Annotated in this window: 15 protein-coding genes and 1 pseudogene; 4 read left to right on the top strand and 12 right to left on the bottom strand. The window is 66.3% G+C overall.

All coding sequences use genetic code 11. From position 1 onward, the window contains the following. Positions 1 to 66: 66 nt before the first annotated feature. Positions 67 to 261, top strand: a pseudogene (locus tag ABIE65_RS22080) (transposase); the annotation flags it as partial. 60 nt (positions 262 to 321) lie between these two features. Then, positions 322 to 771: a RidA family protein gene (locus ABIE65_RS22075; RefSeq protein ID WP_354080729.1), complete on the top strand. Its 450-nt coding sequence runs from the start codon at positions 322 to 324 to the stop codon at positions 769 to 771. Positions 772 to 958: 187 nt separating this feature from the next. Here ABIE65_RS22075 and ABIE65_RS22070 read toward each other — a convergent pair whose 3' ends face one another. The 10 genes from ABIE65_RS22070 to ABIE65_RS22025 all read right to left on the bottom strand — a co-directional run bounded on the left by ABIE65_RS22070 (position 959) and on the right by ABIE65_RS22025 (position 8,557). Continuing rightward, complete coding sequence (locus ABIE65_RS22070) at positions 959 to 1,318, bottom strand: nuclear transport factor 2 family protein (protein WP_354080728.1); 360 nt, start codon at positions 1,316 to 1,318, stop codon at positions 959 to 961. A 137-nt stretch (positions 1,319 to 1,455) separates the two neighbouring features. Next, a complete protein-coding gene (locus ABIE65_RS22065) occupies positions 1,456 to 2,151 on the bottom strand; it encodes a cytochrome c3 family protein (protein ID WP_354080727.1) in 696 nt (231 codons plus the stop codon). 3 nt (positions 2,152 to 2,154) lie between these two features. After that, positions 2,155 to 2,697 (bottom strand): nitrate reductase cytochrome c-type subunit, encoded by a 543-nt coding sequence (locus tag ABIE65_RS22060; protein ID WP_354080726.1) that lies wholly within the window; start codon positions 2,695 to 2,697, stop codon positions 2,155 to 2,157. Continuing rightward, positions 2,697 to 5,192 carry a periplasmic nitrate reductase subunit alpha gene (gene napA, locus ABIE65_RS22055; RefSeq protein ID WP_354080725.1) on the bottom strand — a complete coding sequence of 832 codons (2,496 nt, stop codon included), beginning with the start codon at positions 5,190 to 5,192 and terminating at the stop codon, positions 2,697 to 2,699. Before napA ends, ABIE65_RS22060 begins: the two co-directional genes overlap by 1 nt. A gap of 2 nt (positions 5,193 to 5,194) precedes the next feature. Continuing rightward, positions 5,195 to 5,461, bottom strand: coding sequence for a chaperone NapD (locus ABIE65_RS22050; RefSeq protein WP_354080724.1), 267 nt, complete (start codon positions 5,459 to 5,461; stop codon positions 5,195 to 5,197). Continuing rightward, positions 5,454 to 5,969: a ferredoxin-type protein NapF gene (gene napF, locus ABIE65_RS22045; RefSeq protein ID WP_354080723.1), complete on the bottom strand. Its 516-nt coding sequence runs from the start codon at positions 5,967 to 5,969 to the stop codon at positions 5,454 to 5,456. The genes ABIE65_RS22050 and napF overlap by 8 nt, the downstream gene beginning before the upstream one ends. Before the next feature lie 7 nt (positions 5,970 to 5,976). Further along, the gene (gene napE / locus ABIE65_RS22040; protein WP_354080722.1) at positions 5,977 to 6,165 is read right to left on the bottom strand and encodes a periplasmic nitrate reductase, NapE protein; all 189 of its coding nucleotides are present in this window, start codon (positions 6,163 to 6,165) and stop codon (positions 5,977 to 5,979) included. Between the two features lie 144 nt (positions 6,166 to 6,309). After that, positions 6,310 to 7,533: an NnrS family protein gene (locus ABIE65_RS22035; protein ID WP_354080721.1), complete on the bottom strand. Its 1,224-nt coding sequence runs from the start codon at positions 7,531 to 7,533 to the stop codon at positions 6,310 to 6,312. Beyond that, positions 7,530 to 7,769 carry a hypothetical protein gene (locus ABIE65_RS22030; protein WP_354080720.1) on the bottom strand — a complete coding sequence of 80 codons (240 nt, stop codon included), beginning with the start codon at positions 7,767 to 7,769 and terminating at the stop codon, positions 7,530 to 7,532. The genes ABIE65_RS22035 and ABIE65_RS22030 overlap by 4 nt, the downstream gene beginning before the upstream one ends. 89 nt (positions 7,770 to 7,858) lie before the next feature. Beyond that, positions 7,859 to 8,557 (bottom strand): Crp/Fnr family transcriptional regulator, encoded by a 699-nt coding sequence (locus ABIE65_RS22025; protein ID WP_354080719.1) that lies wholly within the window; start codon positions 8,555 to 8,557, stop codon positions 7,859 to 7,861. A 155-nt stretch (positions 8,558 to 8,712) separates the two neighbouring features. Here ABIE65_RS22025 and nirK point away from each other — a divergent pair, with 155 nt between their 5' ends. Further along, on the top strand, positions 8,713 to 9,771 hold the full coding sequence (nirK, locus tag ABIE65_RS22020; RefSeq protein WP_354080717.1) for a copper-containing nitrite reductase: 1,059 nt from the start codon (positions 8,713 to 8,715) through the stop codon (positions 9,769 to 9,771). Positions 9,772 to 9,827: 56 nt separating this feature from the next. Then, on the top strand, positions 9,828 to 10,292 hold the full coding sequence (locus ABIE65_RS22015; protein WP_354080716.1) for a pseudoazurin: 465 nt from the start codon (positions 9,828 to 9,830) through the stop codon (positions 10,290 to 10,292). A 134-nt stretch (positions 10,293 to 10,426) separates the two neighbouring features. On the opposite strand, the gene ABIE65_RS22010 is transcribed toward ABIE65_RS22015, so the two are convergent. Together ABIE65_RS22010 and ABIE65_RS22005 are read right to left on the bottom strand one after the other, a co-directional pair. Further along, positions 10,427 to 10,981 (bottom strand): bacteriohemerythrin, encoded by a 555-nt coding sequence (locus ABIE65_RS22010; RefSeq protein WP_354080715.1) that lies wholly within the window; start codon positions 10,979 to 10,981, stop codon positions 10,427 to 10,429. Between the two features lie 183 nt (positions 10,982 to 11,164). Then, positions 11,165 to 11,404, bottom strand: coding sequence for a hypothetical protein (locus tag ABIE65_RS22005; protein WP_354080713.1), 240 nt, complete (start codon positions 11,402 to 11,404; stop codon positions 11,165 to 11,167). Positions 11,405 to 11,426 lie beyond the last annotated feature (22 nt).

Raw genomic sequence — 11,426 nt, 5'->3', positions numbered from 1 at the left:
TGCTGATCGACGGCGCGATCGACGGCGCGAGCTGCCTCGCTGGAGCCTGCCCCCGCGAAGGCGGGGGTCCGACAGGTGCTGGTCCCGACGCTCCGCGCGGGCGACGTCGTGATCATGGACAACCTCGGCAGCCACAAGAGCGTCGCCGTGCGCGAGGCCATCGAGGCGGCGGGCGCCGAGCTGCGCTTCCTCCCGCCCTACAGCCCCGACTTCAACCCGATTGAGAACGCCTTCGCCAAGCTCAAGGAACTCCTCCGCAAGGTCGTCGCATGAACCCGCGACGCGCTCTCGAGAATCTGCTCTAGCAACGGAGAACCCGGGATGGTCCACACACGCATTCGCCCTTTCAATACCCTTGGCGCCAGTTCCGAGGAGGACCGGGGCGCCGACTTGGCTCATGCGGTGGTCGCCGGGAACATCGTCTTTCTGCGTGGGCAGGTCGGGCAGGATCTGCAGACCGGCGAGAGCGTCGGCATCGGCGACGCTGCGGTCCAGGTCGACTGCGCCATGCGCAACGCGGAGATTTTGCTGAAGGAGTGCGGCAGCGATCTCGGGCATATCTGCAAGATCGTCATCTATCTCGTCGACCCGCGTCTCCGCGACGCCGTCTACCCGGTCATCGGCCGCTGGCTGAAGGGCGTGCATCCCGTCTCGACAGGCGTCGTTGTATCGATGCTGGGACGGCCGGAATGGCTGGTGGAGGTCGACCTCATTGCGGTGAAGCCCGAAGCGGCTGAACCGAGCGGTCGGCGCGCCACGCACCGCCGATAGGGACGAGACGCCGAGGCTGATCGAGCAAATCCTCTGCGCAGATCCAACATTGGCCCCCGCTCGGCTAAGCCAAACGCCGCCGGTTCCTCGTTGGTTCAGACAGTCTCTGCAGCGAGATCCCGCGGCCTCAGTCGCCTCTCCCGCTCAAAATTCGGGCACAATTATCCTCGGTTGCCGCCCCTGTCGTTCAGTCGATCTGCTTCCAGTAGCTGTCCTTGACCGCGATGAGGCCGTCGCGCAGGTCGTACACGTCGACGCCTCGCACGTCGATCGGTGCGCCGTTCGCCCATTCGCCGGTGGCGCGGAAGCGACCAACGATCCGATCACCGGCAATCGTGACCTCGGTTTCCGAAAACCGAATGTGGCGGATTGCGGCGGCACGCTCGGCGAGTGCATTCCGAACAGCATCCTTGCCACGTACGATCCGGCCGTCGGGCGCATCCGGTCCCTGCGCCAGGCGCCATTCGAAATCTGCGGTAACGCAGGCGAGAATGCCGTCGACATCGCCGGCATTGAACGCTCTACCGAAGCGCACGAGCAGCGCCATCGGCGCATCACGATCACCCGTCACCAATCCCTCCCCTATGCTCTCCCGCACTCTCCCGCGGACGCCTCGGTCGCGCAAGCCGCAGAACCCCTTCACGGCAATGCGGCTGTGAGTGCCATGGGACGACGACGCTCCTCCTATCGCGTCGCGGCGGGAAAGGTCGCAAGGTGTTTCTCCATCTCGTGGCGATGGTAGGCCTGCGGGAGGACATCCCCGCGAAACTCCGGCGGGACTCGCCAGCCGGGGTCTACGCCCTCCATGTTCGGCAACTCGTGGGCGATGCCTTTGTGGCAGTCGATGCAGGTCGCCTCACCTGAGAGCAGGAAGCGCCGGTGAATCTCCGCCGCGCGCGGCGCCTGCTTCGAGAAGTCCATCGCCACCTCCGAGTGGCAGTTACGGCACTCCAGGCTGTCGTTGGACTTCAGCCGCGCCCATTCGTGCTTCGCCAGTTCCAGCCGCATGTCGAGGAACTTCCGTCGCGTCGAGATCGTGCCGAACAGGTGACCCCACACCTCCTTCGAGGCCTGCATCTTGCGAGCGATCTTGTCCGTCCATTCGTGCGGAACGTGGCAGTCCGGGCAACTCGCCCGCACGCCGGACCGATTGGAGAAGTGGACGGTGCGGGTCAGTTCCTCGTACACGTTGTCGCGCATCTCGTGGCAAGAGATGCAGAACTGCTCGGTGTTCGTCACCTCGAGCGCCGTATTGAAGCCGCCCCAGAACAGGACGCCGCCGACGAATCCGCCCAAGGTGAGGAAGCCGAGACTGAGCGTCGCCGCGGGGCGACTGACGAGCCGCCAGATCTGCCGCAGGAACCGCTTCAGGCCTGCCATGGCCTAGCGGCTCCCCGCGGGCTTCGGGCCCATCGTACTCATGTCGCGGAAGGTGTTGTCCACCAGGGGCGCGGTCGCCGCCTGGGGCACGTGGCAGGCCGTGCAGAAATAGCGCCGCGGCGACACGTCTGCCAGCATCTGGCCCTCCCGCGTCATGTAGTGCGTGACGCTGATCATCGGCGCCCCCGAGCCCTCCGTGAATTCGCGCTTGTGACAGGTGAGGCAGCGGTTCGCGTTTACCGAGAGCTGGTACCCCTCGATCGAGTGCGGAATGACCGGCGGCTGCTCCGGATAGGCGCGCATCTTGCGGACGTCGTCGGTCACCCAGCGCGGCACCGGCGGCGCTCCGACGTCGGCCATCGGAGGCGTGTGGCCGGTGAGCCGCGGGCTGGTCTGGACCGGCCCGCTCAAGGTCGAGCCGGGAGGCGCACCCTGCGACACCGCCTCGGTGCCGGCGACGGCCAGCCCGAGCAGCCCCGCCAGGAGAAGGACCGCGGCGCGCCAGCGCGACGCGGAGCGGATCGAAACGCGTGCCGGAAAGCTCATCAGACGGCCTCGATCCTGACGGCGCACTTCTTGAAGTCCGTCTGCTTCGAGATCGGGTCCGTGGCGTCCAGCGTGACCTTGTTGATGAGTTGGCTGGCGTCGAACCACGGCACGAAGATGACGCCGCGCGGCATGCGGTTGCGGCCGCGCGTCTCGACGCGGCTGCGGATTTCACCGCGCCGCGAGATCACCCGCACCTCGGCTCCCTGGTTCAGGCCGCGTCTTCTGGCGTCGTCCCCGTGCATGAAGCAGACGGCGCCGGGAAAGGCCTTGTACAGCTCCGGGACGCGCATCGTCATGGAGCCGGAATGCCAGTGCTCCAGCACCCGGCCGGTAACGAGCCAGAGGTCGAATTCGTCATCCGGACTCTCTGCGGGCGGCTCGTAGGGAACGGCGAGGATGACGGCGCGGCCGTCCTTACGGCCGTAGAACTTCACGCCCTCACCCGGCTTCACGTATGGGTCGTAGCCCTCGCGATAGCGCCAGAGCGTCTCCTTGCCGTCCACGACGGGCCAGCGCAGGCCGCGCTCCCGATGGTACCGGTCGTAGGGCGCCAGATCGTGGCCGTGGCCCCTGCCGAAGGCGGCGTACTCCTCGAAGAGCCCCTTCTGAACATAGAAGCCGAAATGGTTCGCCTCCTCGTTTCGGTAGGCGGCGTCGATCTCCGACACGGGAAAGGCATCGACATTGCCGTTTCCGAACAGCACGTCGAACAGCGTCCTGCCACGATAATCGGGATTGGCGTCTAGAATCTCGGTCGGCCAGACTTCGTCCGTCGTGAAGCGCTTGGAGAACTCCATCAGCTGCCACAGATCGGATCGCGCTTCGCCCGGTGCCTGCACCAATTGGTGCCAGACGTGGGTGCGGCGCTCGGCGTTGCCGTACGCCCCTTCCTTCTCCACCCACATGGCTGCCGGCAGGATGAGGTCGGCGGCGCGTGCCGTCACCGTGGGATAGGCGTCGGATACGACGATGAAATTGTCCGGGTTCCGGTAGCCCGGATAGGTCTCCTGATCGTTGTTCGGGGCCGCCTGCAGGTTGTTGTTCACCTGGACCCAGTAAAAATTGAGCTTGCCGTCCTTCAGCATTCGGTCCTGCTGAACCGCATGATAGCCCGGCTTCTCCGGCAGCAGGCCGTGCGGCAGCTTCCATATCTCCTCGGCATGGTGCCGGTGCTCGGGGTTGGTCACCACCATGTCGGCCGGCAGGCGGTGCGCGAACGTGCCGACTTCGCGTGCCGTTCCGCAGGCCGACGGCTGTCCGGTCAGCGAGAAGGGGCTGTTGCCGGGCTCCGAGATTTTGCCGGTCAGCAGGTGAATGTTATAGACCATCTGGTTCGCCCAGACGCCGCGGACGTGCTGGTTGAAACCCATGGTCCAGAGCGACATGACCTTCCGCTCCGGATCCGCGTAGAGTTCCGCCAGCTCTTCCAGGAAGCCGGGCTCTACGCCGCTCAGCTCGGACACCTTTTCCAGGGTGTATTCCGAGACCAGCGCCTTGAACGTCTCGAAGTCGCTAGGCGTCATCTTGGCGGCGTCGGCAACACCCTTCGCCTTCATCTCCAGCGGATGTTCCGCTCGCAGCCCGTAACCGATGTCGGTGGTGCCGGTCATGAAGGTCGTGTGGTCGCGCACGAACGCCTCATTCACTCGGCCGGTCTGGATGATGTGGTTGGCGATGTAATTCAGGATCGCGAGGTCGGTGCCCGGCTTGAAGATGATCGGGACGTCGGCGAGGTCCATGCTACGGTGGGTGAAGGTCGACAGGACCGCGACCTTCACGTGCGGATAGCCGAGGCGCCGGTCGGCGAGGCGCGTCCACAGGATCGGGTGCATCTCCGCCATGTTCGAGCCCCACAGCACGAACGCGTCCGCATGCTCGAAATCGTCGTAGCAGCCCATCGGCTCATCCATGCCGAAGGTGCGCATGAAGGCGGTCGCGGCAGAGGCCATGCAGTGACGCGCGTTGGGATCGAGATTGTTCGAACGGAAGCCGCCACGCATCAGCTTGGTCGCGGCATACCCCTCGAAGATCGTCCACTGGCCGGAACCGAACATGCCGACGGCGGTGGGCCCCTTCTCTTTAAGCACGCGCTTGCACTGCGCGGCCATTACGTCGAACGCCTCATCCCAGCTCACCGGCTCGAACTCGCCGTCCTTGGCGTAGACCCCGTCGCGTTTGCGCAGGAGCGGTGTCGTCAGCCGGTCGGAGCCGTACATGATCTTGGAGAGGAAGTACCCCTTCACGCAATTGAGGCCACGGTTGACCTCCGCCTGCATGTCGCCATGGGTCGCCACGACGCGGCCCTCCTTGACGCCGACCATTACGCCGCAGCCGGTGCCGCAGAATCGGCAGGGTGCCTTCGACCAATTGATGTCGAGGGCCTGCACACCGCCCGGCACCGGCTGAGCGTCGGCCGGCAGGGCGATGCCCGCGGCGGCAGCGGCGGCGGCGGCGGCCTGCGCCTTCAGCACCGTACGGCGGGTGACGTCCATGTTCATGCTCCGCTGCTTTTTTGGGGTTCGGCGTGCTCGAACACCATGTTGGCGGCGACGACGCCGTCCATATCGGCGATCCGCGCCAGACGAGCGGCGACGTCGCCGCTGCTCACGGCTTCGAAAACGACGACAAGTCTGCTGTGCTGCCAGGCCGGTACCTCGGTGCCCGGCATACACTCGATCTGACGCAGGACGTCCTGCAGGCGTTCGGGCCGGACGGCGACGACGGCACTGGAGACGTGGGGGAGTTCTCTCTCGTCAACCATCGGCGAACTCCCGCGGCGCAGCCGCCATGCCGATCGCAGCGACCGGACAAGGCGACACGCAGGCACCGCAGCCGGTGCAGGAGTCCCCCACGACCGTCGGAAGGAACGGGCCACCGCGCCGCGGCGTAAATCGGATGGCCCGCTCCGGACAGGCATCGCCGCAGCTCTGGCAGACGACGCCGGCACGGGCTAGGCAGGCTTCGCCGATTGCCGCGACGTGCTGGAACGGGTGCGGCTGCGCGCGGTCGAAGACGGGCTCGGGACAAACCGCCGCGCAGGCGCCGCAGAAGGTGCACTCGCCGGCGGCGAACTCGAGATGCACCCCCCCGGTCAGGGAGACGATCTCTGTCGGGCATGCCTCGACGCAGGCGCCGCAGTCGGTGCAGGCGCGAAAACCCTCTCGCCCGGTCCAGGGCGGATGCACACGGAAGGGTTCCGCGATGACCGGCTCGGCGCGTGTGCGGCCCGAGAGAAAGCCGCGCCGGCTGAGGGCTGTCGTCGCACTCATGCCAAGCCTAGAACATGCCGTGGCCGGGAGGGCCCGGCGGGCCGAAGACGATCTGCCACATCCAAACGAGGAAGCCGTATCCACCGACCACCCCGACCGCAACCAGCGGCCAGATCCCGAACGCGAGAGCGGCGAAGGTGAGGAGTTCCTTCCGCCGCGAAGGGCCCCCGTCCCCCGGCATGGCTCGTTCGGTCACAGTGGCTCCATGCTGCCGCTTTTCCAGACTTAAGTCTGCCCCCATTCGGGCAGATGGTCAAACATTGGCTACATTTGACATCGGCTGGCGGCAGCGATGATGGTAAGCTTGGTGACCTGGGCATTGCGGGAGCCGGCGTGCTGCTCAACCTGCGGCGACCGGTACCGGCTCGCCGAGCAGTTTCGGCCCGTAAGCCGCGAGGTAGATCGAGAACGCGGCGAGCCAGAACAGCCCCGACAAGGTCAGCAGTGTCCCGTAGAGCGGCACCGTGAACGCCGCTAGAACCCGGCACGCCCCTGCCCCGACGATCATCAGATACGCTGCTGTCGTCCACCTGTCGGCGGTGAGCGGCCTTCCCGTGTGGCCGAGGGTGGCACGGGTCATGATGGCGAACATCATGGTCGTGATGACGCCGGCCGTCAGAGCGTGCACGGCCGCGCTCGCCGGCACGGCGACCGGGTCGTATGCGGCGCCCGCGACGAGACCTAAGGAGACGGGCATCCAGGCATAGGCGACATGCAGGATCCACACGAGCGGCTCGCTGCCGGTCCGCAGGCCCTTCCAGCGCAGCAGACGAACAAGATGGCCGCAGGCAGCGACTGCCGCGGCCACTGCGAGGATTGGGCTCTCGGGCGACGAGACCCATAGGACCAGTACCGCGAGCGTGATCAGCACAACCCCGACATCAAACCGAGACGCATCGGGCGGCACCGCCCCAGGGGCTGTACGCTTCTTTAGCCAGTTCCGCGTAAAGGTCGGGATGATGCGGCCGCCGATCGCCGCCACCAGGAACACATAGACGGCAATACCGAGGCGATTTTCGAGGCCGGAGGTCTGAACGAAACCGCCCGCGCCCAGGTGGAACAGCATATTGCCGCCCAGGAGCACCGCCGGAGCCGCGGCGATGGGCAGGTTGCGCCAGTTTCGGCTGGCCACGATCTGCGATGCCGTCCGCGCCAGCACCAACACGAGGAACAGCAGGTCGAGCGCCGCCGCCCCGCTGATGCCCACGATTTCCGGGAAGGCCATGGCGAAGCGTCCGGCGATCCAGAGCCCGGCTAGCGCCGCTAGGCCGACGGCGCCGAGCTTGGGCTGCATCGTCCAGCCCGGCACCGCCGTCAGCAGGAAACCGGCGAGGATGGCTGCCGCAAAGCCGTAGAGCATTTCATGGGCGTGCCACGCCAGCGCGCCGTATGGGGCACCGATCGCCACTACCCTCGCCAGCGCGGCGAGCCAAAGGGCGATGGCGAGAACCGCCCACACGGCGCCGAGGAGAAAAAACGGTCGGAAGCCGAGGCGGAACACCGGAGGCGGCAGGCGCCGCTCAGCGTCCGGCGACACCGCACCCGTCTGAACGGTGCTGCTCATTGGCCCGGCTCCTTGCCACTTGGACCCGCCGTGGGACCCTCCGTCGCCTCGACCAGATCAGCCTCCAGTTCCGCAGGCGACAGCCCGTAGGAGATCGCCGCCTCCGCAATCGTCATGAACGGCGCCATGACGCAGCCCGGGCAGGCCATGCGGCGTCTGTTGAACACGCCGACGCTGACCGGCCATCGCTCCATCACCTCCGCCACCATCATCCCGTCCAACCGAGCGGAAGACATCTCGCCACCTCCATCACGCGCCTCGACGGCACATGCTAGGCGGTGGTCGGGGCAACGAGGTTGCGCCGGCGCAAACGCGCGACGCGCGATCAGGCCTGTTCCGCGATCTGTACCAGCCGGTGCGGCTTGGCGATCACCAGGTGGCTTGACCGCTTGCCGCTGACGATGCCCTCCTGTTCCCATGCGGCGAGCGTGCGACTGACCGTGAAGAGCGTGGTGGCGGTCATCTCGGCGAGTTCCTGGCGCGACACGGCGAAGGGAATCTCCACCCCGCCTTCCACCCGCCGCCCCGCCTGCTTCACCATGCGCAGCAGGGTCGCAGCGAGCCGGCGCTCGACCCGCTGCGTCGCCGCCTCCTGAAGCCGCGCCTGCAGGTCCTCGATCCGGCCGCCGACAATGCGGATGGCATTCGTCGCGATCACCGGGAACCGCTGCATCAGTTCGGCGAAGCCGACGGCGCTCCAGGCCAGCAGCATGCAATCCTCGATCGCAGTGGGCGTGGCCGGGAACGGCATGCCGCGGAAGACCGCCACCGATCCGAGCAGATCGCCGGCGCCCATGAAGCGCAGCAGCACGTTCTGCCCGTCCGGGGTGGTCTGATCGAGCCGGATCCGGCCCCAGGCCACGACATAATGGTCGATGGCATCCTCGCCCTGCCGGAAGGGCCGATCGCCCTTGCGGACGGGCCGTTCGCGCGCCGCCCGGGCGACGGCGTCGAGGTCCGGCATCCCTAACCCCTGAAAGAGCGGTACCCGCTCGATGAGGCCGATACGTGCGGCAGTGTCCACTGCTGTTCTCCCCGCAGCCTCGTGCGCCCTCACCGGACACAACCCTCGGTCCTGAATGTGCGCCACGTTTGCGCCAGCGCAAATCGATTCCGCGGGCACCCGCTATGTTGCAGTCATCGGGGGCGACCAAGCCTCCGGTGGATGGAGTGAGATAGATGAAATCCCCGATCGCAAGGCTGTCCTCCTCGCTCAGCGCACTGGCGCTCTGCGCCGGCATCGCCTTCGGCGCCAACGCCGCCGAACCGGCCGACGCGTGGAATAGTGAGGCGATCGCCGCCCTGCAGAGCATCGTCCGCGACGCGACGGACCTGCCGGGTCCCATCGAGCGCGCCACCCCCGCGCTCGTAAAGGTCGACCTGGAGACCATCGAGCGGGAGGCGAAGCTCGCCGACGGGACGGCGTTCCGCTACTGGACGTTCAACGGCAAGGTCCCCGGTCCCTTCGTCCGGATCCGCGTCGGCGACACGGTCGACGTCACCCTGAAGAACGCCGAAGACAGCCACATGGCGCACTCGGTGGACTTCCATGCCGTCACCGGCCCCGGCGGCGGCGCCGTCGCGACCCAGACGGATCCCGGGGACACCACCTCGTTCCGATTCAAGGCACTGAACCCAGGCCTGTACGTCTACCATTGCGCGACGCCGATGGTCGCCGACCACATCCAGGCCGGGATGTACGGCCTGATCCTGGTCGAGCCGGAGGGCGGACTGCCGAAGGTTGATCGCGAATTTTATGTCATGCAGGGCGAGATCTACACGGAGCAGGCCTTCGGCGCCCAAGGGCTCGCCACGACGGACTACGACAAGCTCCTCGACGAGCGGCCGGAATACTACGTCTTCAACGGCGCCGCCGCCGGCCTGTCGGGTGACATGGCGCTGAAGGCGAAGCGTGACGAGACAGTCCGTCTCTTCTTCGGTGTCGGCGGCCCGAACAAGACCTCGAGCTTCCACGTCATCGGCGAGATCTTCGACAAGGTTTACAGCCAGGGATCGCTCACCACACCGGCGACGCCCGACGTGCAGACCACCCTCGTGGCACCGGGCGGCGCGACCGTCGCCGAGATGAAGTTAGAAGTGCCCGGCACGTTCCACATCGTGGACCACGCCCTGTCGCGCGCAGCGCGCGGCCTCGTCGCCGACATCGAGGTCGAGGGGCCGCAGAACCCGCAGGTCTACGACACGGGGAACACCAAGCTCACCATGACCGGCCACTGAGCTGGTCCGAGACGAACCCATACGCAAATGGACCTTGAAGGTCCGGGAGTAGATCGATGCTCAAGACTCTGCTGATGGCCGCCGGCGTGGCCGCCCTTCTCGCCGGCGGCCCCGGTGCCGCAGCCGCCGCGGATCACGAAGTGAAGATGCTGAACCGCGGCGCCGCCGGCATGATGGTGTTCGAACCGCCATACCTGAAGGTGGCACCGGGCGACACGGTGACGTTCAAGTCCGTCAACCCCAGCCACAATGCCGAGACCATTCCCGGCATGCTTCCCGAGGGCGCGCAGGCCTTCAAAGGTGCCCTCAGCAAGGATCTGACCGTCACGTTCGAGAAGGAGGGGATCTACGGCTACAAGTGTATGCCGCACTACGGCATGGGCATGGTCGGTGTGATCCAGGTCGGAGACGACACCGGCAACGCCGACGCGGCCAAGGCGGTCAAGCACCCCGGCAAGGCGAACAAGGTCATGGCCGCCCTCATCGCCAAGACCGGAACGTCCGTCGCCGCGGTAAAGTAGTGCCGATACGACATCTCCGGCAGCGAAACGCGAACGGGACCCAAGATGTCGCTCTTGGGTCCCGTTGCCGCATCGCGTGGCGTTGCAGTCGACGATCCCTCACGAGGGGCCATCGCTGCGACGTGAAATCCATACTATCCGCGCTGTCCCGGATACTTGAAGACACCGGGCCCTGCGCTCAGCTCGGAGGGTCGCGGCGGGCTTCCGCGAAAAGTGCGCGACGTCGCAGCCCGATGGAAGTGGGCTCGAATTTTCGCATCGTGGCCGATCGCCTGCCGGCAGAACCAATCGGCGAGGCGGGCGGGAACTTCCTCGAGATCCAACGGCGCCCCCGCAACTTCGATGTCAGCAGCCAACTCTTGAACTTCCCTCAACCTGTCAGCTGCAGCGCCGATGCGGAGGGCGTGCGACGGCTCGATTAGACAGAGCAGCCGGTCTTCGCGCTCGACATGCTCCGCCGCAAGCTCAATGAAAGCTGCCATCTGCTGCGAGATGGCGGCGCGATCGCCGGAGAGACTCGATCGGCTGATCTCGATCATCAGGTCGTACATCTCGCGGTGGTCGGCGTCGAGTTCATCGACCCCCACCTCGAAGTTGGCCATCCACTGCAACTGACATACCGGCATCGGATCCTCCGTCACGACAATTGCAGTATGGATGGCAGGCGGCAGATCCTCATTGCTTTGCATCAATTGCCGCTAAGGCGGAGAGTCCCGGCAGCAAGCTCCCCCCATGCCGACCCGCGCTGGTTGCTGCGCAGAGCGGCACCTGCATCTCGCGGATCACTCGAACCAGGCGCACCGGCTTTCAACGCGGAAATGCGCGTCGGGAACGGTGGGTCCAAGCGCTCGACGATGCTGCGTCCGCGCCCTTCAGCGGCCGGCGAAGAAGGTGTCGACGGCCGGGGCGCCAGCGCGCGGCGCCTCGATGTGAGGCTCGCGGACCTCCGGGCTGATCCACTTCAGCAGGCGGATCAACTCGCCGATCAGAGTCAGCAGGATGAGTACGGTCGGGAGATCGTTGAGCAGTTGCTCCGAACTTTGCGTGCGGCTTGTCGGGATCGAGGTGACGATCAGGATCCAGTCCGCTGGGATAGCTGGTTCCGGTACCATGCCTGTTCATCCGGCTCACAGG

This window comes from Constrictibacter sp. MBR-5, from assembly GCF_040549485.1.
In the GTDB taxonomy this organism is placed as follows: Bacteria; Pseudomonadota; Alphaproteobacteria; order JAJUGE01; family JAJUGE01; genus Constrictibacter.
Note: the sequence above shows the minus strand (reverse complement) of the source record. Positions and strands in the feature narration are given on the sequence as shown.

What these genes read in the sequence shown, in the direction of transcription:
- ABIE65_RS22075 (WP_354080729.1), top strand. Translation starts at nt 322, where the DNA reads ATGGTCCACACACGCATTCGCCCTTTCAATACCCTTGGCGCCAGTTCC.
- ABIE65_RS22070 (WP_354080728.1), bottom strand. Translation starts at nt 1,318, where the DNA reads ATGGCGCTGCTCGTGCGCTTCGGTAGAGCGTTCAATGCCGGCGATGTC.
- ABIE65_RS22065 (WP_354080727.1), bottom strand. Translation starts at nt 2,151, where the DNA reads ATGGCAGGCCTGAAGCGGTTCCTGCGGCAGATCTGGCGGCTCGTCAGT.
- ABIE65_RS22060 (WP_354080726.1), bottom strand. Translation starts at nt 2,697, where the DNA reads ATGAGCTTTCCGGCACGCGTTTCGATCCGCTCCGCGTCGCGCTGGCGC.
- napA (WP_354080725.1), bottom strand. Translation starts at nt 5,192, where the DNA reads ATGGACGTCACCCGCCGTACGGTGCTGAAGGCGCAGGCCGCCGCCGCC.
- ABIE65_RS22050 (WP_354080724.1), bottom strand. Translation starts at nt 5,461, where the DNA reads ATGGTTGACGAGAGAGAACTCCCCCACGTCTCCAGTGCCGTCGTCGCC.
- napF (WP_354080723.1), bottom strand. Translation starts at nt 5,969, where the DNA reads ATGAGTGCGACGACAGCCCTCAGCCGGCGCGGCTTTCTCTCGGGCCGC.
- ABIE65_RS22035 (WP_354080721.1), bottom strand. Translation starts at nt 7,533, where the DNA reads ATGAGCAGCACCGTTCAGACGGGTGCGGTGTCGCCGGACGCTGAGCGG.
- ABIE65_RS22030 (WP_354080720.1), bottom strand. Translation starts at nt 7,769, where the DNA reads ATGTCTTCCGCTCGGTTGGACGGGATGATGGTGGCGGAGGTGATGGAG.
- nirK (WP_354080717.1), top strand. Translation starts at nt 8,713, where the DNA reads ATGAAATCCCCGATCGCAAGGCTGTCCTCCTCGCTCAGCGCACTGGCG.
- ABIE65_RS22015 (WP_354080716.1), top strand. Translation starts at nt 9,828, where the DNA reads ATGCTCAAGACTCTGCTGATGGCCGCCGGCGTGGCCGCCCTTCTCGCC.
- ABIE65_RS22010 (WP_354080715.1), bottom strand. Translation starts at nt 10,981, where the DNA reads ATGCAAAGCAATGAGGATCTGCCGCCTGCCATCCATACTGCAATTGTC.
- ABIE65_RS22005 (WP_354080713.1), bottom strand. Translation starts at nt 11,404, where the DNA reads ATGGTACCGGAACCAGCTATCCCAGCGGACTGGATCCTGATCGTCACC.